This is a genomic window from Nocardia sp. NPDC004415 (genome assembly GCF_053602435.1).
This window is the reverse complement of the sequence record NZ_JBSGDP010000029.1, coordinates 21130-44327: the sequence shown is the minus strand read 5'-3', so window position 1 is coordinate 44327 and position 23198 is coordinate 21130. Positions and strand designations below refer to the sequence as shown.

Here is a 23198-nt window from a genome sequence, read left to right as displayed (position 1 = left end):
TATGCGCGATTCACTGAAGGATCGAGTCCGGCAGAAGTTGTTGCGCCAGCTGGCCGAGGACGGCCCCGACCCCGAGCGCGACGATTCCCGCAGCATCTCGGTGTCCGACGATCTCGAGGCACTGGAGATGGTGCCCGCCGACGATCCGCTCATCGAGGAACTGGCCCAGCGCTATCTGGTGTTCTGATGCGCCTGTCCGCCGAGCGGGGGTAGCTGCGGCAGTGGTTTGGTGCCGAGCCACAGCGCGAACAGCGAGCGCAGCGGCGCCACGCTGTAGTGACCGGCCAGGTCGACGAATTCCTCGGTGGTGACCGTGGCGTGCCGGTAGCGCGCGGTCCACTCGCGGATGAGTTCGAAGAACAGGTGGTCGCGCAGTTCCAGGCGCAGGGCGTGCAGGGTGAGGGCGCCGCGCTTGTAGACGCGGTCGTCGAACATGTCCTTGGGGCCCGGATCGCCGACGACGATGTCCTGCGGCTGACGGGCCAGATTGGCGCGCGCGGCCCTGGCCAGCTGATCGGCGCTCGGCCCGCCCGCGGCCTCCGACCAGATCCATTCCGCGTAACAGGCGAAGCCCTCGTGCAGCCAGATATCGCTCCAGCGCTTCAGGGTGAGGCTGTTGCCGAACCACTGGTGGGCCAGTTCGTGGGCGACCAGGCGTTCGGAGCCGCGGCGGCCGTCGCAGTGGTTGGCGCCGAAGATGGAGATGCCCTGCGCCTCGATCGGGATGTCGAGTTCGTCCTCGGTGACGACCACGCTGTAGTTCTCGAACGGATACGGCCCGAACCGCTCGGTGAACAGCGCCATCATCTCCGGCTGACGCGCGAAATCGTGCTCGAAGTTCGCGCGCAGCCGGGGCGGCACCACGGCCTGCATCGGCACCGGTTCGCCGGGCGTGCCCACCCGGTACTTGCGGTAGTTGCCGATCTGGATGGTGGCCAGGTAGGTCGCCATCGGCTCGGCCATCTCGTAGACCCAGGTGGTCTGGCTGGCCTTGGCCTGCTTGCTGATCAGGGTGCCGTTGGCCAGCGCGTGGAAGGGGCTGTCGGTGGTGATCGAGATCCGGTAGGACGCTTTGGAACTCGGGTGGTCGTCGCACGGGAACCAGGAGGCGGCGCCGTTGGGCTGACTGGCGACCAGCGCGCCCTCGGTGAGCTCCTCCCAGCCGACCTCGCCCCACGGCCCGCGCACCGGCTTGGGCGTGCCCGCGTAGCCGACGGTGATCTCGAGGACCCCGCCCGCCGGGATCTTCTGCTGCGGGGTGATCGCCAGCTTGCCCTGCTGGTGCGCGAACTTGGCCACCTTCGACCCGTTGACCAGCACCTTCGACACCGTCAGCGCCTGCGACAGATCCAGCGTGAACCAGGTCCGCGCCGCGGTCGTGACCGCGACGACCACCGCGCGCCCGGCCAGCCGGTTGCTGGCGGGCCGGTAGCTCAGCTCCAGCTCGTAGCGCGAGACCCGGTAGCCGCGATTGCCGTTCTGCGGCAGGTAGGGGTCGATCGGGTCCTCGTAGAACTTGCCGCGCATCAGACGGGGCCGGTCCACGGCGCGATGGGGTTGCCCCACCAGCGGGTCGAGGGCGGGACGACATCGCCGCGCATGACCAGCGACGCGGGACCGATGGTGGCGCCCGCGCCGATGTGGGCGGCGGGCAGGGCGACGCAGTGCGGGCCGAGGGTGGCGCCCGCGTCGAGGGTGACAGTGTCCATGGACATGATCCGGTCGTGGAACAGGTGGGTCTGCACCACGCAGCCGCGTTCCACCGTCGCGCCGTCGCCGAGTGTCACCAGGTCCGCCTCCGGTAGCCAATAGGATTCGCACCATACCCCGCGCCCGATCCTGGCGCCGAGTCCGCGAAGCCACAGATTCATCACGGGAGTACCCGTGGCGGCGCGCGCGAACCAGGGCGCGGCGACGGTCTCGACGAAGGCGTCGGAGACCTCGTTGCGCCACACGAACGAGCTCCACAGCGGATGCTCCACCGCGCGAATCCGCCCGACCAGCAACCACTTCGCGGCCACCGCGAGCGCACCGGCCAGCGCGCCCGCCGCCATCAGCACCAGGCCGGAGGCCAGCGCGGCGACGAGGTAGTCGGAGTGCTGGGCGATCAGCGCGAGGACGAACAGCACACCGAGGCCGATCGCGAAGGTGACCATCACCGGGATCAGCCGGCAGGTCTCCACCACGGCGCGGGCCAGCTTGAGCCGCAGCGGCGGATCGAAGGTGCGCGAGGTGTCGCTGGACTCGGCGGCCCGGCGCAGGCGCACCGGCGGGCTGCCCAGCCAGGACGAGCCCGCCTTGGCCTTGCTCGGCGCGGCCGAGAGCACCGCGACCAGACCGTTCTTGGGGACCCGCCGCCCGACCGCGGTCATGCCGGAATTGCCGAGGAAGGCCCGCTTGCCGACCTTGGCCTCGCCGATGCGCAGCCAGCCACCGCCGAGTTCGTAGCTGGCGATCATGGTGTCGTCGGCCAGGAAGGCGCCGTCGGCGACCACGGTGAACTTGGGCAGCAGCAGCACCGTCGACGCCTCGACGTTCTTGCCGATCCGCGCGCCCAGCAGGCGCAGCCACAGCGGGGTGAGCAGGCTGGCGTAGAGCGGGAACAGGAAGGTGCGGGCGGAGTCGAGCAGGCGTTCGGTGGCCCAGACCTGCCAGCCGGTGCGGCTGCGCACGGGGTGGTAGCCCTCGCGCAGGCCGAGGCCGAGCAGGCGCACGGCGAGCACGGTGGCCGCGGCGTAGACGAACAGGCTCAGCAGTGTGGCCACCGGCAGGATGGCGAAACCGTGCAGGGCGGCCGCGCCGATGGTGGTCTCCTCGCGCACCCACCAGGCGATGAAGGTGCCGCCGACGGCCAGGCCGAACACGGGCATGGCGGCCAGCACCATCGAGGACACCCCGAAGACCAGCAGCCAGTGCCGGGCGCGCTCGGGTGCGTGATCGGGCCAGCGCCGCGGTGCCTTGCCGGTCTTGGCCGCGGGCGAGCCCGCCCACTCCTGCTCGGCCTTGACCTTGCCCGAGACCGCCGAGCCGGGCGCGATCTCGGCCTTCTTACCGATCTTGCTGCCGGGCAGCAGGATCGAGCGCGCGCCGATCACCGCGCCCTCACCGACCGTGATGCCGCCGATGTGCACGCGGTCGCCGTCGACCCAGTAGCCGGACAGGTCGACTTCGGGTTCGACGCTGGCGCCGTCACCGAGTTCGAGCATGCCGGTGACCGGGGGCAGGGTGTGCAGGTCGACGCCCTTGCCGATCTTGGCGCCGAGCGCGCGGGCGAACGGGACCATCAGCGGTGCGCCGGACAGGCTTTCGGCGCCGCTGGCCTCCGAGAGCCGTACCGCTGCCCACAGCCGCAGATGCACCCCCGAGCCGCGCAGGTAGGTGCCGGGGCGCAGCCCGGCCAGCAGCACGCGCGCACCGGCCACGCACAGTGCCATCCGGCCCAATGGCGAGATGAACAGGATGAACGCGAGCGCGATCCACCACCACGACAGGCGCGGCAGCCACGGCAGCGAACCCGACCAGCCCGCGATGGCGGAGACGACGGTGAGCCAGGTGACCCATTGCAGGCCGGTCAGGGTGGTCAGCGGGATGGTGGCCAGCACCTGGGTGATCTGCGCGCGCAGCGGCGTGGGGGTGACGACGCGTTCGTCGACCGCGTCGACCGGGGCGCTGCCGTCGAGCAGCTCGACCAGCGAACCGAGGCGCGGATGGTCGTAGAGGTCGGCCACGGTGACGTGCGGATACCGTTCGCGCAGCGCGCCGACCAGCTGGGCCGCCGCGAGCGACCCGCCGCCGACATCGAAGAAATCGGTGTCCAGGCCGGTCACCTCGGCGCCGAGGATGGCGTCCCAGAGTCCGGCGACCCAGGCGGCGGTGCCGTGCAGGCCGTGTTCGGCGGCGTCCTCGGCGCTGGGGAGCGGCCAGGGCAGGGCGTCGCGGTCGACCTTGCCCGAGGTGCGCGTCGGCAGGTCGGCGACGATCGCCAGGCGCGGGACCAGCGGGGCCGGAAGTTGTTCGGCCAGAATCGCTCTGGCCTTCTTCAGGTCGTAGTCGGGGCTAGCGCCGGTGAGGTAGCCGACGAGGATCTTGTTGCCCGCCTTGGTGGTCCGGATGGCCGCGGCCGCGCCGCTCACGCCGGGCAGGTGTTGCAGGGCGTTGTCGAGTTCGCCGAGTTCGATGCGGCGGCCGCCGATCTTGATCTGGTCGTCGGCGCGGCCGAGGAAGATCAGGCCCTGGTCGTCGTTGCGCACCAGATCGCCACTGCGATAGGCGCGTTCCCAGCCGAGCGAGGGCATAGGCGCGTACTTCTCGGCGTCCTTGGCGGGGTCGAGGTAGCGGGCCAGGCCGACGCCGCCGATGACGAGCTCACCGGTCTCGCCTTCGGGGACGGGGTTGCCCTGCGGATCGACCACCGCGAGGTCCCAGCCGTCCAGCGGCAGACCGATGCGCACGGGCATGGTGCCGTCGAGCCGGGCCGCGCACGCGACGACGGTGGCCTCGGTGGGGCCGTAGGTGTTCCACACCTCGCGTTCGGGACCGGCCAGGCGTTCGGCCAGTTCCGGCGGCACCGCCTCGCCGCCGAAGATCAACAGCCGCACCGATTCCAGCGCCTCGGCGGGCCAGGTCGCGGCGAGCGTGGGCACGGTGGAGACGATGCTGATGCCGCGGCGCATGAGCCACGGGCCCAGATCGGCGCCGGTGCGGACCAGGTCGCGCGGGGCGGGGACCAGGCAGGCGCCGTGGCGCCAGGCCAGCCACATCTCCTCGCAGGAGGCGTCGAAGGCCACCGACAGGCCCGCCAGGACACGGTCGCCGGGGCCGATCGGCTTGCGCTGCAAGAACAGCCGGGCCTCGGCGTCGACGAAGGCGGCGGCGTTGCGGTGGGTCACCGCGACGCCCTTGGGGGTGCCGGTGGAACCGGAGGTGAAGATGATCCAGGCGTCGTCGGCGGGGGTGGGCAGGGTGTCCCAGTGCGCGTCACCGGTGGCGGTGGTGGCCGACTCGATGCCCTCGCCGGTGGCGATCGCGCTGACGCGGGCCTCGCCGAAGACCAGCTTGGCGCGTTCCTCGGGGTCGTCGGCGTCGACGGGGACGTAGGCGGCCCCGCAGTAGAGCACCGCCAGGATGGTGACGTAGAGCGCGGCCGAACCCGAAGGCATCCGCACGCCGACCCGGTCGCCGGGGCGCACGCCCGCGTCGGTGAGCTCGGCCATCCTGGCCTCGACGGCGGCGACCAGTTCCAGGTAGCTCAGGACCACGGTGCCGTCGTCGATCGCGGGCGCGTCGGGGTGGGCCTGGGCGGTGCTGGTCAGGATGTCGACCAGGGTGCGCGGCGCGGCGGCCAGATCGGCGCGCAGCAGCGGGTCGCGGAGCAGCTCTGCCCCGAATTCGGTGTGTGGCTCGAGCATCGCGCTGCGTCCACCTCTCATCGGTTGACCCCCATCGGTGTCTGTTGTTTCACGGTCGGGTTACCGGAGGGCAAACGGGATGGTCACCAGATGCCAACGGTACTCGCCGGACGGTGTTTCCGACTCGGTGCGCGGCGTGCCGCGCCGGTGCTCAGGTGGACGGCTCCGCCTCGTCGCCGAGTGCGGTGAGGACGAGCCGGTGCAGGGTGGCCTGCTCGTCGGCGTCGAGGCGGGCCAGCACACGGGCGGTGGCCTCGGCGATGAGCTTGTCGGTGCGCTTACAGCGTTTGCGGCCCGCGTCGGTGATGCGCAGCCGGTATTTGCGGCGGTCGGTGCCGTCGCGGGTGCGCTCCACCAGGCCCGCACCCTCGAGGGTGTCGACCAGCCGGACCACTTCGCTGCGGTCGATACCGAGCGCCTCGCCGACCTTCTTCTGCGTCAGATCGGCGTTCTCGGCGATGAAAGTGAGCACCCAGTGGTCGCGCAGCGGGAGGTCGATCTCGGCGTGCAGGGCCTTGGTGAGTCGTGCGAGCGCGTACACCGGGTAGCGCGGCAGGCCGCGGACGGCGTTCGGGTTCGAGGACATGGCGGCCACTCTAACAAATAGTGGGGGAACTCAATCATTTGGCTGTTCCATCGTGGAGTCGTCCGATGGTTGCGGAGATTCGCGCGCGAGGGCAATCCGGGGGCAATCGCGTGCGGGGCCGTCGGGCGGTGATTCCGCGGCGGTGGTTGACAGCCGCGGGGATCGTCTGCCACTCTCGGAACAGGTCACGAGTACCAGCGACAAGCCCCGGCTAGCTGGTCGGCAACCCTCCTCCGCGGTGGGGTGCTCCGGGTGACGACCTGGCCGCCGTCCGCAGTGGGCGCGGCAAGCGCGGACTCGGAGCATCCCCCTCGGGAACGAGTCCCTGAGCCGACGGGATTTCGTCATGACCGCAGTAATCGACCCCACCTGTGCCCTGGCCGCCGTCTCCGGTGCCGACCTCCAGGTGCCGCTCGTGCAGGGCGGTACCAGCACCTACGCGAACTTCGACTACGCGGCGAGCGCGCCGGCACTGAAGCAGGTCACCGACCGGATCTCGCAGCTGCTGCCGTACTACGCCAGCGTGCACCGCGGTGCCGGTTACGCCTCGCGGATCTCCACCGAGTGCTACGAGGCCGCGCGCGGCGCCGTCTCCCGGTTCCTCGACGCCGACGACGACCAGGTGGTGGTGTTCACCCGCAACACCACCGACTCGCTGAACCTGCTGGCCGGGTGCGTGCCCGGCGAGACCGTGGTGCTCGACATCGAACACCACGCCAACTTCCTGCCGTGGACCGCGCACGGGCGACGGGTCGTGCAGGCCGCCGACGCGGTCGAGGAGACCATCCGGCGCGTCGTCGCCGAACTGTGCAGCAAGCCCGCCGCGCTGCTCGCCATCACCGGGGCCTCCAATGTCACCGGGGAGGTGCTGCCGCTGGAGCGGCTGGCCACCATCGCGCACCTGTGCGGGGCGCGCATCCTCGTCGACGCGGCCCAGCTCGCGCCACATCGCCGGATCTCGTTGCGCGAGAACGGCATCGACTACCTCGCCTTCTCCGGGCACAAGCTCTACGCGCCCTTCGGCGCCGGCGTGCTGGTCGGGCGCCGGGACTGGCTGGACGCGGGGGAGCCGTATCTGGCCGGTGGTGGCGCGGTGCGCTCGGTGGGTGTGGACGCGGTGCAATGGGCTCCCGCGCCGCAGCGGCACGAGGCCGGATCGCCGAATGTGCTCGGCGCGGCCGCCATCGCCGCCGCCTGTGACGCGCTGGCCGCCATCGATCCCGCCGAACTCGTTGCGCACGAACGCTTCCTGGCCGACCGGCTGTGTGACGGGCTGAGTGCTCTTCCCGGTGTCTCGCTGGTCAGCATCTGGTCCGACAGCTCCGACTCTGTCGGCATCGTCGCCTTCACCGTCGACGGGTACGCCCCCGGCCAGGTCGCCGCCTACCTCTCCGCCGAACACGCCATCGGCGTCCGCGACGGCCGCTTCTGCGCCCACCCCCTGCTCGCCCGCCTCGGCCTCGACGCCGCCCTGCGCGCCAGCATCGGCCTCGGCACCACCCCCGCCGACGTCGACCGCCTGATCACCGCCGTCGCCACCCTCGTCACCCAGGGCCCCACCTGGTCCTACGCCGCCACGGACGGCCTCTGGAACCCCACCCCCGAAACCCGCCCCCTGACTCCCGACGCCTCGGCCGGTGCCGCCCCCTGCCTGATCGGTTGATTCCGGGTCGTCCCGGCCCGACTCGGCCGGGACGTTCGTCGGCCCGTTGAGCGGAGCGTCGGCGGACTACTCCTCGTAATGTCCGCCGACGGCGGTGATCACGATCTCGGAATCGGTGACGTAGTAGATCATTCGATGTTCGCGGGTTATCCGGCGCGACCAGTTGCCTGCGAGGTGGTGCTTTAGCGGCTCAGGCTTACCGATGCCGGTGAAAGGATCGGCAAGCGCGGCGGCGATCACCTTGTTCGCGGCCTTCAGGACCGTCCGGTCTCTGGTGAGCCACGATGTATAGGTCTCCCAGCCGTAGGCGCTGAAGACCAGCTTGCGGTCAGGCATCGGGATCTATCAACTCGTGCGCCTCGAACTTTCCCTCGCGCGCGTCTCGAGCAGATTCGAGTAGCCGCACTCCGCCGTGTGTGGCGAGCACGTACAGCGTCTCCTGGATGGAGTTCCAGTCCGATTCGGCGACGAGCACGGCATTCTCACCGGATTTGGTGACGACGGTGACGGTGTCGTGGTCGTCGTTGACCTGCTGAACCAGCTGGAAGAGGTTTTGGCGGGCGGTGGAGATCGGAAGTGCAGTCATGCGAGCCTCATAGGGTAGTTGTACGAGATATCGTACAACTATGACCGCTCAGGTGTCGAGGGCGGTGGGGCGGTGGTATCTGCCGTTGTAGTAGAGGAGGGGGGCGGCGGAGGGGGATTCGTGGGTTTCGTCGTGGACTCGGGTGACCAGGGCGATGGCGATGGTGTGGTCGCCGATGTCGATGAGTTGGTGGACGGTGGCGCGGAGCCAGATGGGGGTGCCGTGCAGGACGGGCTCGCCGGTGTCGAGGGGGGTCCACAGGGAGCGGTCGGTGAAGCGGTCGGCGGCGGTGCGGGAGAAGCGGTGGGCCAGGTGGTGCTGGTGTTCGCCGAGGAAGTGGATGACCACCGAGCCCGCCTCGCGCAGGGCCGCGATGCTCGAGGAGGTGTGGGCGATGTTGAACGAGACCAGCGGGGGCTCGAGCGACAGGGAGGCGAAGGAGGTGGCGGTGAAGCCGACGGGGCCGTGGTCGGCGCCGAGGGTCACCACGGTGACACCGGCCGGATAGTGGCGCATCGACGCCCGGTACTGCTCGGCGGTGATCCCGCTCAGATCGTCGGGAATCACCAATTCGCCGGGATTCGGTCGCACATCACCCACCGCCCCAAACTACGCCCGGCCATCCGGCGCGCCTACGGCCACGCCGGGTATTTGATCGATATCACCCCGGCGGGCTCAGTCGATGTCGAGGGGCAGGCCTGCGGTGATGCGGACCAGTTCGCGGAAGTTGGTGCGGAACACCGTGTTCGGGTGACCGCCCGCCGCCCAGATCTCCGGATGCGCGGCCAGGGCGGTGTCCACCCAGGTGGGGAGGTTGGTGGGGTGGCCGACGGGGGCGGTGCCGTCGATGGGCTGGCCGGTGATGCGCTCCACCAGGGCGGCGGGGGCGGGGGTGAGGGTGCCGTCGAGGCGTTTGCCGGTGCGTTTCAGGTCGACCTGGTGGTGGCCCGCGACCAGCAGCAGGACGGGATCGTCGTCGAGGAGGAAGACCTGGCAGGTGGTGATGGCGGTCGGGTCGGCGCCCAGGGCGCGGGCGGCATCGGCCGCGGTGGGGGTCGGCGTCTCGGGCGAAACGATGACGCCGTGGTGCCCGCGGGCGATGAGCGTGTCGGCGACGCGGCATGCGACCGCCGGAAGAGACGACCTGCGCATGATTCCAGAGTAGGGCGATTGCGGGAAATATGCCGGGGGAGCGGGATTTTGGGGTTCGGCCAGGGGGCCCGGAGGAACTTGGCCCGGCGCCAATAGACTCGACCCATGACTGAATGGCAAGCCTTCACCGTCGAGACCACCGACCATGTCGCGCAGGTCACCCTGATCGGGCCGGGCAAGGGTAATGCGATGGGACCGGATTTCTGGCGCGAGCTGCCGGAGATCTTCCGCGCGCTCGACGCCGACCCGCAGGTGCGCGCGGTGGTGCTCACCGGTGCGGGCAAGCACTTCTCCTTCGGCCTGGACCTGGCGGCCATGGGCGGCATGCTCGCGCCGGTGCTGGCCGACGACGCCAAGGCCGCGCCGCGCACCGAATTCCTCAAGGTCATCCGCAGCATGCAGGCCTCGGTGACGGCGGTGGCCGAGTGCACCAAGCCGGTGATCGCGGCGGTGTCGGGCTGGTGCATCGGCGGTGGCCTCGACCTGATCGCGGCCGCCGATATCCGCCTGGCCAGCGAAGACGCCAAGTTCAGCCTGCGGGAGGCCAAGGTCGCCATCGTGGCCGACATCGGTTCGCTGCAGCGCCTGCCGGGCATCATCGGCGAGGGCAACCTGCGCGAACTGGCCTACACCGCCAAGGACATCGACGCCGCGCGCGCCGAGCGCATCGGCCTGGTGAACGAGGTGTTCGCCGATCAGGACGCGGTGGTCGCGGCCGCGCACACGATGGCGCGCGAGATCGCCGAGAACCCGCCGCTGGTGGTGCAGGGCATCAAGGACGTGCTCGAGCAGCGGACCGGCCCGGCGGTGGCCGAGGGCCTGCGGTACGTGTCGACCTGGAACGCGGCGTTCCTGCCGTCGAAGGACCTCACCGAGGCCATCACGGCGGTGTTCCAGAAGCGCGCCCCCGAGTTCAAGGGCGAGTAAAGGCAGTTCAAACGGTTGCCCCGGTGACCGTTCTGTCTACATACTTGCATCACACAACTAATTGATTGATGCAAGTAAAGGTGAGGTAGTGAGTCGGAGCGAACCGGCGATCGATGTGATCGCCACCCAGCTCGTGCGGCTGCACCGGCTGCGTGATCGCGCGCTGGCGCAGGTCAAGGACCGCTCGGGGATCGACCCGGCGGGGTTCGTCGTGCTGTTCCGGCTGGTCTGCGACGGGCCGATGCGTTCGGGTGCGCTGGCCGAGGCCGTGCACTCGGACGCGTCGACGGTCAGCAGACAGGTCGCCCAGCTCGTCGATCGGGGGCTGGTCATCCGGACCGCCGATCCCGACGACGGACGCGCGACCGTCCTCGAGGTGACGACCAAGGGCCGCGAAGTGGCCGATCGGATCAGGGCGCGGCGCCAGGAGAGCGTCGCCATCGTCACCGAGGACTGGTCGGACGAGGACCGCGCGAGCTTCGCCGCGCTGCTGACCCGCTTCGTCGCGGACTACGACCGCGCCCGCCTCACCCTGCTCGCCCGCCCGGCGGAACCGAGCGCGACCTGTACGGAGAACAATTCGTGACCACGACGGCGCCCCCGCTGGAATCACCCGCCGGCTTCACCCACCGCCAGATCCTGACCATCCTGTCCGGGCTCATGCTCGGCATGCTGCTGGCCTCGCTGGACCAGACGATCGTGTCGACCTCGATCCGCACCATCGCCGACGACCTGCACGGCTACTCGATGCAGGCCTGGGCCACCACGGCCTACCTGATCACCGCCACGATCAGCACCCCGCTCTACGGCAAGCTCTCGGACATGTTCGGCCGCAAGCCGTTCTTCCTGGCCGCGATCGGGCTGTTCATCATCGGCTCGCTGCTGTGCACGCTGGCCACCTCGATGTATCAGCTGGCCGCGTTCCGCGCGTTCCAGGGCCTGGGCGCGGGCGGTCTGATGTCGCTGGCGCTGGCCATCATGGGTGACATCATCAGCCCCCGCGAAAGGGCCCGCTACCAGGGCTATTTCCTGGCGGTGTTCGGTATCTCGAGCGTGCTCGGGCCGGTGCTGGGCGGCCTGCTGGCCGGGCAGGACTCCATTCTGGGCATCACCGGCTGGCGCTGGGTGTTCCTGGTGAACGTGCCGCTGGGCCTGCTGGCCCTCGCGGTGGTGACCAAGGTGCTGCACCTGCCGCGCAAGCCGCACGCCACCCACCGCATCGACTTCGGCGGCGCGCTGGTGCTGGCCGTCGGGCTGGTGCCGCTGCTGATCGTGGCCGAACAGGGCCGCGAATGGGGCTGGGGCAGCACCGCGTCGGTGGTCTGCTACGTGATCGGCGCGCTCGGACTGGTCGGGTTCGTCGCGGTGGAGAACCGGATGGGTGACGCCGCGCTGATCCCGCTGCGGATCTTCGCCAACACCACCTTCGCGCTGGGCGTGGTGATCTCGTTCGTGGTCGGCGCGGCCATGTTCGGCGGCATGCTGCTGCTGCCGCAGTACCTGCAGGTGGTGCGGGGTGCCGGGCCGACCGAGGCGGGGCTGCAGATGCTGCCGCTGGTGCTCGGGCTGATGATCGGCTCGATCGTGTCGGGCAGGCTGATCTCCAAGACCGGCCGCTACCGGGCCTTCCCGGTGATCGGCGCGGTCATGCTGACCGCCGGGCTGTTCCTGCTGCACCTGCTCGACGCCGACAGCCCGCTGTGGCTGGCGATGATCTTCATGGCCTTCACCGGCTTCGGCCTCGGCAACCTGATGCAGCCGCTCACGCTGGCCCTGCAGAACGCGCTGCCGCCCAAGGACATGGGTGTCTCGACCGCGTCGGCGACGTTCTTCCGCCAGATCGGCGGCACGCTGGGCGCGGCGGTGTTCCTGTCGATCCTGTTCTCGCTGCTCACCCCCAACATCACCACCGAGATGCAGCAGGCGGCCACCGATCCGGCCTACCAGCAGGCCGTGGTCGCGGGCGCGCACAGCGACAACCCCGCCGACGCCGCGCTGGCCAAGGGTCTGCTCGCGCACGACACCTCGGCGGCCGGGCACGTGCTCGAGGACAGCTCGATCATCCAGCAGCTCGACCCGCAGCTGGCCAAGCCGTTCCAGGTGGGCTTCGCCGACTCGATGTCGACGGTGTTCCTGGTCGCCGCGGCGGTCGCGGCACTGGCCCTGCTGCTGGTGCTGTTCTGGAAGGAGGTCCCGCTGCGGATGCAGGGCGGCATCCAGGCCGCCGGTGACACCAAGGCGGCCGACGGCGCGGGCGCGCTGGCCGACACGGCGGCCCGAGGGTAGGCAAGGTGAAGCGCCCTGGGTGGGGCCGGATGTCCCCCTAGGGGTGGCTGTTTCGGTGCGCTGTCGCCCATAACGTTCCTCTCGTCGAGAACGAACGCACAGGAGACAACGACATGCGCATCAAAACCACCATCGCCGCCGGACTGCTGGCCGCCGCTACCGTCGCCGGGGTGTCGACGGTAGCGGCGGGCAACGCCGTCGCCGGTCCGTACGGCACGTACTACGGCACCTACGCCACCCTCGCCGCCTGTAGCGCCGACGGCGAGTCGCCCTACACCGGCGGCTACTACTGGGAGTGCACCGAGAGCTGGGACGGCTGGGAGCTCTACATCTGGTACTGAGCCACCGAACGAAAAGGGAGGTCCGAATACTCGGACCTCCCTTTTCGCGTGGAGCCAGCGGCTCAGTGGCCGGATTCCTTCAGGCGGGTGAAGGACTCGTCGATGACCTTCTCGGCCTCGGCGCGGTCGAGCCACTCCGAACCCTGCACGAACTTGCCGGGCTCGAGGTCCTTGTAGCGCTCGAAGAAGTGCTTGATCGCCGACAGCTCGAACTCCGAGACGTCGCCGAGCTCCTGCACGTGGTCCCAGCGCGGGTCGCCCGCGGGCACGCACAGCACCTTGTCGTCGCCGCCTGCCTCGTCGGTCATGCGGTACACGCCGATCGGACGGGCCTCGACGATCACGCCGGGGAACACCGACTCGGGCAGCAGCACCAGCGCGTCCAGCGGATCGCCGTCCTCACCGAGGGTGTTCTCGATGAAGCCGTAGTCGGCCGGGTAGCCCATGGAGGTGTACAGGTACCGGTCCAGCTTGACCCGGCCGGTCTCGTGATCGACCTCGTACTTGTTCCGAGAACCCTTGGGGATCTCGATGGTGACGTCGAACTCCACGCCATCTCCTTGCTCGTTCGAGTGCATCTGTGCCGAATCGCCAGATCGTTCTGGGGAACCGTTGCGCAACGAGGATAGTGTGGTGTGCTGGAACACCGGTGCGGCAGGCGGCTCAGCGCGCGCAGTCGAGGCGTGTCGGGCGAGACAGTCGAGGATCGGTGAGGCGTTCATGTCGAGGTTCGTGATTCCGGCCGGCCGGGTGGCCTGATGGATCAGCGCGGAGGGGGACAGCCGCCCTACGGCAGTGAGGCGCCGACCGTGGTCATCCAGCGCGAGAGCGCGCGGCCGCGGGGGCGTCGTTCGTTGTGGATCTGGCTGGCGGCGGTGTTCGTCGCGGTGCTGGTGATCGCGGGTGGGTTCGCGGCCATCGCGAAGCCGTGGTCACCGGAATTCCGGCACGGGGGCTTGACGGTGGCCGCGCCGCCGACCGGCGAGCCCGCGCCCGCACAGGTGACCCCCGCCGGGTCGAACGCGCCCGCGCCGACTCCGGCCGGGCTCGCCGCCGCGCTGGCGCCGGTGGTCGGCAGCCCCGATCTCGGGTCGTTCGCCGGGCAGGTGACCGATCCGGCCAGCGGGACGGTGCTGTGGAGCCAGGACCCGGTCAAGGCGATGATCCCGTCCTCGACGGCCAAGATCATGCTGGTCGCGGCCGCGCTGCTCACCCTGCCCGACGAACAGCGGGTGACCACCAAGGTCACCGCCGGAGCCCCGGGTGAGCTGGTGCTGGTGGCGGGCGGCGACCCGACCCTGACCACGCGCGCCGACGGCGGCTACTACACCGACGGCGCGCGCGTCGCCGACCTGGCCGCGAAGGTGAAAGCGGCCGGGACGAAGGTGAGCTCGATCGTTGTCGACAACTCCGTCTACGCGGGGCCGACCATGGCCTCGGGCTGGGACCCCATCGACATCCCCGAGGGCTCCATCGCGCCGATCGAGCCGATCATGCTCGACGGCGGCCGCTTCGATCCCTCGGCCGACTACTCCCCGCGCAGCGCGAACCCCGCCCTGGACGCGGGCCGCGCGCTGGCCGCCGAACTCGGGGTCGACCCGGCCGCGGTGCGGGTCGGTCAGGCCGCGCAGCGTGGCGCCGAGATCGCCAGGGTGGAATCGGCGCCGCTGCGAGTCCGGCTGCACGACATGATGATCCACTCCGACAATGTGCTGGCCGAGGCGATCGGGCGCGAACTGGCCATGGCGACGGGGCAGGAGGCGTCCTTCGCCGGTGCCGTCGCCGCGACCACCGCCGTGCTGAGTACCTCCGGATTCGATGTCAGCGGACTGCATCTGGCCGACAACAGCGGCCTCTCGGTGGACGACCGGGTGCCGCCGCGACTGCTCGACTCGATCATCGCCATCGCCGCCCGGCCCACCGGCGACGCGGCCGTGATCCCCGCGGGCACCCAGGCCAGGCCCGAAACCGACCCGCGCGCAGCGGCTCTCGCGCCGCTGCTCGACGACCTGCCCGTGGCGGGTGGCACCGGCACGCTGGCGCCGCGTTTCGTCACCCAGAACCGGCAGGGCGCGGGCTGGGTGCGGGCCAAGACCGGAACTCTGAGCGTGGCCAGCGCGTTGGTGGGGTATGTGCTCGACCGTGACGGACGGGTGCTCACTTTCGCACTGATGTCCAACGACAGGCTGCCGGAGGTGAGCAGGCCCGCCCTCGACGCGGTGGCGGGCGCCCTGCGCAACTGCGGTTGCTCCTGAGAGAGCGGGTGGCGATGAGCGAGGACAAGACCGGCAAGCCGTCGGGATTCAACGCAGCGGTGGACTGGCGTCTCGCCGCGCGGACCGGTGGCGCACTCGCGCCCGCCGGACCCAGGATCTCCCGGGAGGCGGCCGAACAGGCCGTCACCGAGCTGGCGGCCGCCTCGGTGCGGGCCGAGGGGCCGGTGCGCGAGGTCAGCGGGTTGCTCGACGACCGGCCGGTGCCCGAGGCCAGGATCGTCGACCGGCCCGGCTGGATCGCCGCGGCGGCGGATTCCATGGCGGTGCTCACCGGCACCGAGTCGACCTCGCTGACCGGGCGGTTCGTCGGGAAACCGGCCGGAGTGCAGGCCGGGACCATGCTGGCCTTCCTGTCGACGGCGATTCTCGGGCAGTACGACCCGTTCACCGGGGACGACGGCACGCTGCTGCTGGTGGCGCCGAACATCGTCGGCGTGGAGAAGGCGCTGGGTGTGGACCCCTCGGACTTCCGGCTCTGGGTCTGCCTGCACGAGGTGACCCACCGGGTGCAGTTCTCCTCGGCGCCGTGGCTCGCCGACTACATGCGCACCAATGTGGACATCCTCAGCGAGGTCGGCGAGGAGCCGCTGAGCGAGATGCTCACCCGGCTGCTCGGCGAGGTGCGCGCGCGTCGCGCCGCCGACGCCGACGACGACCCGAACAGCCGCGGCATCGTCGGCCTGCTGCGCGCCGCCCAGGCCCCGCCGCAACGCGAGGCGCTCGACAAGCTGCTCATGCTGGGCACCCTGCTCGAAGGCCACGCCGATCACGTGATGGACGCCGTCGGCCCGGCCGTGGTGCCGTCCGTCGCCGAGATCCGTGCCGCGTTCGACCGGCGCAGGAAGAAGCCGTCCAACCCGATCCAGCGGATCATGCGGGCGCTGCTGGGCGTCGACGCGAAGGTGGCGCAGTACGTGCGCGGCAAGAAGTTCGTGGACGCGGTGGTGGACCGGGTCGGCGTCGCGGAGTTCAACACGGTGTGGACGAACGCCGACACCCTGCCCCTGCTCGACGAGATCGACGATCCCGACCGCTGGGTCTCGCGCGTCCTGCGCTGAACCCGTCCGGTTCGTTCTGGGTGTAGGCGAGGTGTCGCCCAGGCGTGTGATGTTTCGGAAGGACGCGGCCGATGACGGGTAGGCGGTTCGGCGGGGACGTGCGCTTGCCGGAGACCGCGGCGGTGCTGGCGGTGCGCCGGGGTGTGCGGGAGTGGGTCGCGGCGCGGGGCGGCCGGGTGCCGGTGGTCGTCGGGTTGTCCGGTGGGGCGGATTCGCTGGCACTGGTGGCGGCGGCGGTGGTCGAGGCCGGGGACGTGACGGCCGTGGTGGTGGATCACGGGTTGCAGGCGGGGTCGGGGGAGGTGGCTCGCCGGGCGGCGGACCAGGCGCTGGCGCTGGGGTGCGTGGACACGGTCGTGGTCCCGGTGGCGGTCGGGCGCGAAGGGGGCGTGGAGGCGGCGGCGCGCGCGGCTCGGTACGCGGCGCTGGAGGACGTGCGGGACGGGCGGCCGGTGCTGCTCGGGCACACCCTCGACGACCAGGCCGAGACGGTGCTGCTCGGGTTGGGACGCGGGTCCGGTGGGCGGTCGATCCAGGGGATGGCGGCGTGGAACGCGCCGTGGGGGCGGCCGCTGCTCGGGGTGCGGCGGGCCGAGACGGTGCGGATGTGCGCGGATCTGGGGATCGAGCCGTGGGACGACCCGCACAACACCGACCCCGGTTACACCCGCGTGCGGGTGCGCACCGAGGTGCTGCCGCTGCTGGAGGACGTCCTCGGCGGTGGCGTCGCGCGGGCGCTCGCCCGCACCGCTGAGCAATTGCGCGAGGACGGCACCGTACTGGACGCCCTCGCCGAGGACCTGCGACGCTCGGCGACGATTCCACCCGCCGCGCCCGTCGCGGCTCGGCCTCGGTCTGCCTCGGAGACGGCGGTGGAATGCGCGGAAGGGATGTCCACGCCGTCGGCGGGCGCCAGTGGCCTCGACGACACCGATCGCCCGCGATTGTCGATCGAGATCCTGGCCACTGCCCCCGCGGCGCTGCGGCGCAGGGCGGTGCGGGCGTGGCTGACCGGGCAGGGGATCGGGGGGCTGATGAACGCGCATCTGCAGGCGATCGACGAGCTGGTGAGCGACTGGCGCGGGCAGGGTGGGGTGGCCGTGGGCGGGGGAAGCCGGGCCCACAGGTTGGTCGTGGGGCGTGAGCATGGCACGCTGGCGGTGCGCGCACAGCCGCGTCTCGATGACACATAATGAACCGGCCCGGTCGGGATCGACATCACGAAGGGACACCCACTTCCGTGTACGGAGACGACATCGCCTCGGTGCTGATCACCGAAGACGAGATCAAGGCCAAGATCGAGGAACTGGCCGAGCTCGTCGCGAAGCGGTACCCGCCCGACAGCCCCGAGGGCGACCTGCTGCTGATCTGCGTGCTCAAGGGCGCGATCTTCTTCATGACCGACTTCGCCAGGGCGCTGCCGATCCCCACCCAGCTCGAGTTCATGGCCGTGTCGTCCTACGGCTCGTCCACCTCGTCCTCGGGCGTCGTGCGCATCATGAAGGACCTGGACAAGGACATCGCCGGCCGCAACGTGCTGATCGTCGAGGACATCATCGACTCCGGTCTCACGCTGTCCTGGCTCAAGCGCAACCTGGCCACCCGCAACCCGGCCTCGCTGGAAGTGGTCACCCTGCTGCGCAAGCCCGACGCCCTGCGCACCCCCGTCGACGTCGCCCACGTCGGCTTCGACATCCCCAACGAATTCGTCGTCGGCTACGGCCTCGACTACGCCGAGCGCTACCGCGACCTGCCCTACATCGGCACCCTCAACCCCGCTGTCTACTCCTAGCTGACCACGCGCTCGAGGGCCTGTAGGTCGGCCTCGAGGGCGCGGAACAGGACGTAGGAGCCGACGAAGGCGATGATGCCGCCGACGCACAGGACGCGGACGGCGAGGATCACCGAGGGGATGTCGGCCGGGGGCAGGAAGGTCAGGCCCGCGACGGCCAGCAGCGGGACCGAGGCGGCGACGGCGAGGTACCAGGTGCAGCGGCGGCGCAGGTCGCGCAGCCATTTGCCGTCGTCGGCGCTGATCTCGCCGTGGCGCAGGAACACCGGGTAGAGGCAGCGGACCAGGTAGTAGGTCACCAGGAAGAACGGGTAGGCCACCGCGATCGCGCCGCAGACCAGCAGGGATGCCAGGAAGTGCACCACGGCCCGGCCGGGCACGTCACCGCTGGCCAGTTGCAGCGCGATCGGGAAGGTGATCCCGGCCAGCGCCCACAGCGAGAAGGCCACCACCACCGCGCGGTCGCCGAAACGCAGCGTGTCGTGTCTGGCCCGGCGCAGCGTGTCGGAGTCGTAGCGGCGGCCCTTGCGCAGGCCGCCGGGCACCCACAGCACGAAGCGCGACAGGTAGATCAGCAGCGCGGCGCCCGCCGGGAAGAAGATCAGGTTCACCCCGGCGGTGATGAGGATGAAGGTCTGCTGGGCGGATTCGCCGAGCCTGCTCACCACCAGGGTCTCGTTGTGCTGGATGTTGTACCAGGAAGCCAGCGCGTTGGGCACGCCGATGGCCAGCACCAGCACCAGCAGCGGCCACTTGCGCAACCACAGCCGCCAGCTGTTGGGCGGCGGGTCGACCAGGTCGCGGGCGCGCTCGTCCAGGCACAGATCGAACTGCTTGGCCAGCACCGCGCCGTCGGACCAGCGCCGCGAGCGATCGGGCTCCAGACAGGTGAGCAGCACGCGGCGCAGCGCGGCCGGACAGTCCGGGGGCACGCGGTCCATGGCGCTGGGCTCGACGCCACCGGTGCGCCGTTCCAGCATTGCCTCGAGCGTGGTCTCGTCGCCGTGGCCCTCCTCGGCGGTGCTGTCGTCGAACGGTTTCGCGCCGGTCAGCAGCTCCCACAGCACCACGCCGAGGGAATAGATGTCGGAGCGGGTGTCCAGGTCGGCGGCGGTGCGGCCCAGCCCCGGATGACACGCCTCGAGCTGCTCGGGCGACATGTACGACAGCGACCCACCGAAATACGACACCGGGCTGGTCCCGGCCACGGTGCGGCTGAAACTGATGTTGAAGTCGGCCAGCTTGGGCACGCCCTCCGCGGTGAGCAGCACATTGGCCGGTTTCACGTCGCGGTGCAGCACGCCGTGGGTGGCGGCGTAGTCGAGCGCCTCGGCCAGCCTGCGGCCCAGCCAGGCCACGGTCTCCGGCCAGCTCAGCGCGGCCAGTTCGTCGCGCACGCTGGAGTCGGTGGGCCGGATCTCGCCCTTCTCCTCCATCGCCGCGTCCACCGCGTCGAGCAGCAGCTTGCCGCTGCGCTCGGCGGGCGGGGTGGCGCGCACCCAGCGCAGCAGGCCGAGCAGCGTGCCGCCGGGCAGGAACTGCATGTAGAGCAGCCGCAGCCGGCGTGAATCGGCGCGCGCGGTGCCGGTGTCGAGCAGTTGCTGGTCGAACACGCGCACGATGTAGTCGTGGTCGAGCTGGGCCAGCGTCTGCGGTTCGGTGCCGCGATCGGCGGAGATCTTCACCGCGACCAGCCGCTGCATCGAGCGCTGCCTGGCCAGGAAGACCCGCGCGAACGCCCCGGAACCGAGCCCGGTGAGCAGCTCGAAATCGCCGATCCGCTCGCCGACCTCGATCCGGTCCAGCGGCTCGAGATCCGCGGCGGCCGAGTCCGCGGCGGTGGCCGCCGAGGTCGCCGTGGCGGTGAGGTCGAGCTGCGGACTGGTCATCTCGGTAGTACGAGTGGGGTCGGGGGGATGGTTCACCGTCGGTTCGCTGCGGTGGGTGCTCTGGTCGAGGTCGTCGGTGTTGAGCAGGGCCCGCAGGCTGACCGCCTGGTGCGGGTATTCGCGCAGGCACTCGCGCGGATCGACCCGTTCACCGCTGTGCCTGCGGATCACGAACTCCTCGAACACCAGCCCGGCGGGCAGGGTGGCCGCGTCGAGTTCGGGGAACTCCGCGCAGTACTGCGCCAGCCGCTTGCGGTCGACCCCGTCACCGGCGTGATGCAGCCAGCGATGCCGCAGATCCACCCGGATCAGCTCGTGCAGGGCGTGCCTGCGCAGGGTGCGCGCGTCGGGCAGGAATTCGGCGATCTCGGGCGGGCGCGCATCGGCCTCGCCCCATGCCGCGGCGAACGCCTCGACCATGTCGGCGCGCAGATCGGCCGACCGACCGGCACTCTCGTCGGGTCGTCCGCCGCTTGCGGTGTTATCGCTCATCAACCGACCTAAAGGTTCGTGCGACACCCAACGCCATGGGCCCCTGAGCCGTACTCGAAATGATAACTTGCGCCTCGAGAGCTGATCACCCGAATTTCGACGTCCATGCGAACGGGGGCGAATCCGCAGATGCACGATGACCTCACAGCGGTAGCATGGGAGTCCGTCGACGACGACGGCGTGACGGACGCTGAGGTGACGATGGATTCGTCCCACCCACCCGCCGACCAGTACCCGATCGGCGGCCCCGCCGCGGCAGTGGCCGCACGGGTACGCGCTGGCACCATCACGCCCACCGACGTGGTGAGCGAGGCCCTGACCCGCATCGCGTCGGAGAACCGCAAGATCAACGCCTTCACCGTGGTGCGCGCCGAGCGTGCCCGGGTGGAGGCCGCGCAGCTGGCCGCCCGCGACGATCTCGACGAACTGCCGCTGGCCGGGGTGCCGGTGGCGATCAAGCAGAACATCGCGGTCACCGGAGAGGCGACCCGCGCGGGTTCGGCGGCCACCTCGACCGCGCCGGAGAACGACGATCATCCGGTGGTGGCGCGGCTGCGGGCCGCGGGCGCGATCATCGTCGGGCTGACGGCCATGCCGGAACTGGGCCTGTGGGCCTGCACCGACGAGGACGGCCGGGTGACGCGCAATCCGCGCGATGTCGGCCGCACGCCGGGTGGGTCCTCCGGTGGCGCGGCCGCCGCGGTGGCGGCGGGGCTGGTCCCGATCGCGCACGGCACCGACGGGCTCGGCTCGATCCGGGTGCCCGCCGCCGCGTGCGGGGTCTTCGGGATCAAACCCGGCAGGCAGACGGTGCCCAGCGAGATCGGCGCCGACTCCTGGGGTGGCATGGCCGAGAACGGGATTCTGGCGACCACGGTGTCGGATGCCGCGCTGGGGCTGTCGGTCATGGCGGGCAGGCCGGATCTGGCCGAGGTGCGCGCCCCGCACCGACTACGGGTCGGGCTGGCCGTGGCTCCGCCGTCGCGACTGGTCCGGATGGATCGACACTGGACGGCGGCGGCGCGCACCGCGGGTGCGCGCGCGGCGGCGGCCGGGCACCTGGTGGAGCCGGTCGAACTGCCCTACGGCGACGCGGCGCTGAGCATGCTGCTGCGCTGGCCGAGCGTGGGACTCACCGACGCGCAACGGCTGCGGGACCCGGCCGCGTTGCAGCGGCGCACCCGCCGTCATCTGGCGCTGGGCAAGCTGATCCACCGGCTCGGGCTGGTCCGCCCGCAGCAGGTCGACCGGACCGAGGCCCGCATGCTCGACTTCTTCGAGAACTTCGATGTGGTGATCACCCCGACGCTGGCCGCGCAGCCGCCCAAGGCGCGGCGCTGGAGCAGGCGCGGGTGGGGTGCCAATGTGTTCGCGGGCCTGCGCTACGCGCCCTTCACCGGGCTGTGGAATCTGGTGGGCTGGCCCGCCGCGTCGGTGCCGATGGGCACCCATCCCGAGGCGCACACGCCGCTGGCCGCGCAGCTGGCCGGTCCGCCGGGCAGCGAGGCCACCTTGCTCGGCCTCGCCGCCCAACTGGAACTGTCGAACTAGACCGCGATCGGCTGCGGCTGCGGCGCGGGCTCGGAGAACCCACCGTCGACGGCGCGACCGGCGAATTCCAGGATGGTCGGGCGGGTGTCGTCGGCCCGCCAGGCCACCGCGAGCTCGCACGGGGTGAGCCCGGCGACCGGGCGCGCGGTCAGGCCGGGCCAGCGGTACATGGGCACATTGTTCTCGGCGAGCAGGCACACGCCCAGGCCGAGGCTCACGGCCTCGAGCTTGTCCTCGGGGGTGGCCGCCTCGGCGCCGATCTTGGCCGCGCGGCCGCCACGGGCGTCGTTGCCGAGCCAGAAGTCGCGCACCGCACCGGCTTCGGTGGGCAGGGCGACGAACGGTTCGTCGAGCAGGTCGGCGAATTCGATGGTGTCCTGCTCGGCGAGCGGGTGGCTCTCCGGCAGCAGCACCCAGCGCGGCTCGGTGCGTAGCACCTGCCACCGGTAGCGGTTGGGGTCGGGCAGCGGCAGCCACACCAGGGCCAGGTCGGCCTGACGGCCGGCGAGCCCGCTGGACGGGTCGTTCCAGGAGGCGGCGTGCAGGGCCAGGCGGTGGCCGCTGGCGCTCTCCAGATCGTTGAGCAGGCCGCGGCCGAGCGCGGACTGGATGCCGACGCGCAGCACCTCGCCCGCTTCCTGGAGGGAGACGTTGGTGACCTCCCACAGCTCCAGGATCTTGCGGGCGCCTTCGAGCAGTTCCTTGCCCGCGACGGTGAGGGCGACGCTGCGCTGGTTGCGGTCGAACAGGACCACGTCGAGCTGGCGTTCGAGCTGGCGGATCTGACGCGACAACGTCGGCTGAGCGATGTGCAACCGCTGGGCGGCGTTGGTGAAATGCAGTTCCTCAGCGACGGCGACGAAATACCGCAGATCGCGCAAATGCGGGTCCATAGCACCTTGCTATCAGAATCGGTCGGGAAATTCCAGCCAAAACGGGCAAGGAAGTTCGCGGAGGTGGATCAAAACAGTCACCAGGTTGGTAACGCACAGCATATGGCCTGGCATGGTGCGTTGCACCATCGAGTCGGTTGTGGAGGGCGGGAATCGGTGCCGCCCGGGGTCATCCGGCAGAGCTGGGCGCTTGACCAGCGCAAATGCGTCGGGGTTCACACATCGTGCCTGGCTGTGGGCTGTGCCGCGCGCGTCGTGGCGGCGTCGGAAATCGCCCGTCGACCGGGGTTCAGGCCCC

At 70.7% G+C, this 23198-nt stretch carries 21 protein-coding genes and 1 riboswitch; of the genes, 11 read left to right on the top strand and 10 right to left on the bottom strand.

The features are described from left to right. Position 1 precedes the first annotated feature (1 nt). On the top strand, positions 2–187 hold the full coding sequence (locus ACWEMY_RS15950; protein ID WP_452390607.1) for a hypothetical protein: 186 nt from the start codon (positions 2–4) through the stop codon (positions 185–187). On the opposite strand, the gene ACWEMY_RS15945 is transcribed toward ACWEMY_RS15950, so the two are convergent. The 3 genes from ACWEMY_RS15945 to ACWEMY_RS15935 all read right to left on the bottom strand — a co-directional run bounded on the left by ACWEMY_RS15945 (position 172) and on the right by ACWEMY_RS15935 (position 5994). Continuing rightward, complete coding sequence (locus tag ACWEMY_RS15945; RefSeq protein ID WP_452390632.1) at positions 172–1527, bottom strand: M1 family metallopeptidase; 1356 nt, start codon at positions 1525–1527, stop codon at positions 172–174. The two genes, ACWEMY_RS15950 and ACWEMY_RS15945, sit on opposite strands and share 16 nt — an antisense overlap. Continuing rightward, complete coding sequence (locus ACWEMY_RS15940; protein WP_452390606.1) at positions 1527–5408, bottom strand: Pls/PosA family non-ribosomal peptide synthetase; 3882 nt, start codon at positions 5406–5408, stop codon at positions 1527–1529. The genes ACWEMY_RS15945 and ACWEMY_RS15940 overlap by 1 nt, the downstream gene beginning before the upstream one ends. A gap of 151 nt (positions 5409–5559) precedes the next feature. Further along, the gene (locus ACWEMY_RS15935; protein ID WP_452390605.1) at positions 5560–5994 is read right to left on the bottom strand and encodes a MarR family winged helix-turn-helix transcriptional regulator; all 435 of its coding nucleotides are present in this window, start codon (positions 5992–5994) and stop codon (positions 5560–5562) included. Between the two features lie 183 nt (positions 5995–6177). Then, positions 6178–6292: riboswitch (SAM riboswitch) on the top strand. 48 nt (positions 6293–6340) lie between these two features. Here ACWEMY_RS15935 and ACWEMY_RS15930 point away from each other — a divergent pair. After that, on the top strand, positions 6341–7657 hold the full coding sequence (locus ACWEMY_RS15930) for an aminotransferase class V-fold PLP-dependent enzyme (RefSeq protein WP_452390604.1): 1317 nt from the start codon (positions 6341–6343) through the stop codon (positions 7655–7657). Between the two features lie 66 nt (positions 7658–7723). Here the strand turns inward: ACWEMY_RS15930 and ACWEMY_RS15925 are convergent, their stop codons facing one another. The 4 genes from ACWEMY_RS15925 to ACWEMY_RS15910 all read right to left on the bottom strand — a co-directional run bounded on the left by ACWEMY_RS15925 (position 7724) and on the right by ACWEMY_RS15910 (position 9395). After that, positions 7724–7993 carry a Txe/YoeB family addiction module toxin gene (locus tag ACWEMY_RS15925; protein WP_452390603.1) on the bottom strand — a complete coding sequence of 90 codons (270 nt, stop codon included), beginning with the start codon at positions 7991–7993 and terminating at the stop codon, positions 7724–7726. Continuing rightward, a complete protein-coding gene (locus ACWEMY_RS15920; protein ID WP_452390602.1) occupies positions 7986–8243 on the bottom strand; it encodes a type II toxin-antitoxin system Phd/YefM family antitoxin in 258 nt (85 codons plus the stop codon). The genes ACWEMY_RS15925 and ACWEMY_RS15920 overlap by 8 nt, the downstream gene beginning before the upstream one ends. A 48-nt stretch (positions 8244–8291) precedes the next feature. After that, positions 8292–8759: a flavin reductase family protein gene (locus ACWEMY_RS15915; protein WP_452390631.1), complete on the bottom strand. Its 468-nt coding sequence runs from the start codon at positions 8757–8759 to the stop codon at positions 8292–8294. Between the two features lie 159 nt (positions 8760–8918). Continuing rightward, the gene (locus ACWEMY_RS15910) at positions 8919–9395 is read right to left on the bottom strand and encodes a YbaK/EbsC family protein (protein WP_452390601.1); all 477 of its coding nucleotides are present in this window, start codon (positions 9393–9395) and stop codon (positions 8919–8921) included. Between the two features lie 105 nt (positions 9396–9500). On the opposite strand from ACWEMY_RS15910, the gene ACWEMY_RS15905 reads away from it, so the two are divergent. The 4 genes from ACWEMY_RS15905 to ACWEMY_RS15890 all read left to right on the top strand — a co-directional run bounded on the left by ACWEMY_RS15905 (position 9501) and on the right by ACWEMY_RS15890 (position 12949). Then, positions 9501–10322, top strand: a complete 822-nt coding sequence (locus ACWEMY_RS15905) for a crotonase/enoyl-CoA hydratase family protein (protein ID WP_452390600.1) — start codon at positions 9501–9503, stop codon at positions 10320–10322. A gap of 88 nt (positions 10323–10410) precedes the next feature. Beyond that, positions 10411–10908, top strand: coding sequence for a MarR family winged helix-turn-helix transcriptional regulator (locus ACWEMY_RS15900; protein ID WP_375933001.1), 498 nt, complete (start codon positions 10411–10413; stop codon positions 10906–10908). Beyond that, entirely contained in the window at positions 10905–12608 is a 1704-nt protein-coding gene (locus tag ACWEMY_RS15895; RefSeq protein ID WP_452390599.1) for an MDR family MFS transporter, read from the top strand. The genes ACWEMY_RS15900 and ACWEMY_RS15895 overlap by 4 nt, the downstream gene beginning before the upstream one ends. Positions 12609–12721: 113 nt before the next feature. Beyond that, positions 12722–12949, top strand: coding sequence for a hypothetical protein (locus tag ACWEMY_RS15890; protein WP_452390598.1), 228 nt, complete (start codon positions 12722–12724; stop codon positions 12947–12949). Positions 12950–13011: 62 nt separating this feature from the next. On the opposite strand, the gene ACWEMY_RS15885 is transcribed toward ACWEMY_RS15890, so the two are convergent. Continuing rightward, the gene (locus ACWEMY_RS15885; RefSeq protein ID WP_278260571.1) at positions 13012–13500 is read right to left on the bottom strand and encodes an inorganic diphosphatase; all 489 of its coding nucleotides are present in this window, start codon (positions 13498–13500) and stop codon (positions 13012–13014) included. Positions 13501–13707: 207 nt separating this feature from the next. Between ACWEMY_RS15885 and ACWEMY_RS15880 the strand changes: the two genes are divergently transcribed. The 4 genes from ACWEMY_RS15880 (at position 13708) to hpt (ending at position 18075) form a co-directional block, all read left to right on the top strand. Beyond that, positions 13708–15204 carry a D-alanyl-D-alanine carboxypeptidase/D-alanyl-D-alanine-endopeptidase gene (locus ACWEMY_RS15880; protein WP_452390597.1) on the top strand — a complete coding sequence of 499 codons (1497 nt, stop codon included), beginning with the start codon at positions 13708–13710 and terminating at the stop codon, positions 15202–15204. Positions 15205–15218: 14 nt separating this feature from the next. After that, positions 15219–16283 (top strand): zinc-dependent metalloprotease, encoded by a 1065-nt coding sequence (locus ACWEMY_RS15875; RefSeq protein ID WP_452390596.1) that lies wholly within the window; start codon positions 15219–15221, stop codon positions 16281–16283. A 71-nt stretch (positions 16284–16354) separates the two neighbouring features. Continuing rightward, a complete protein-coding gene (tilS, locus tag ACWEMY_RS15870; protein ID WP_452390595.1) occupies positions 16355–17476 on the top strand; it encodes a tRNA lysidine(34) synthetase TilS in 1122 nt (373 codons plus the stop codon). Positions 17477–17523: 47 nt separating this feature from the next. Continuing rightward, complete coding sequence (gene hpt, locus ACWEMY_RS15865; protein ID WP_278260567.1) at positions 17524–18075, top strand: hypoxanthine phosphoribosyltransferase; 552 nt, start codon at positions 17524–17526, stop codon at positions 18073–18075. Here hpt and ACWEMY_RS15860 read toward each other — a convergent pair. Then, positions 18072–20384 (bottom strand): serine/threonine-protein kinase, encoded by a 2313-nt coding sequence (locus ACWEMY_RS15860; RefSeq protein ID WP_452390630.1) that lies wholly within the window; start codon positions 20382–20384, stop codon positions 18072–18074. The genes hpt and ACWEMY_RS15860 overlap by 4 nt on opposite strands. Positions 20385–20657: 273 nt before the next feature. On the opposite strand from ACWEMY_RS15860, the gene ACWEMY_RS15855 reads away from it, so the two are divergent. Continuing rightward, a complete protein-coding gene (locus ACWEMY_RS15855; RefSeq protein ID WP_452390629.1) occupies positions 20658–22007 on the top strand; it encodes an amidase in 1350 nt (449 codons plus the stop codon). On the opposite strand, the gene ACWEMY_RS15850 is transcribed toward ACWEMY_RS15855, so the two are convergent. Beyond that, positions 22004–22900 (bottom strand): LysR family transcriptional regulator, encoded by an 897-nt coding sequence (locus ACWEMY_RS15850; RefSeq protein ID WP_452390594.1) that lies wholly within the window; start codon positions 22898–22900, stop codon positions 22004–22006. The two genes, ACWEMY_RS15855 and ACWEMY_RS15850, sit on opposite strands and share 4 nt — an antisense overlap. Positions 22901–23198: the final 298 nt, after the last annotated feature.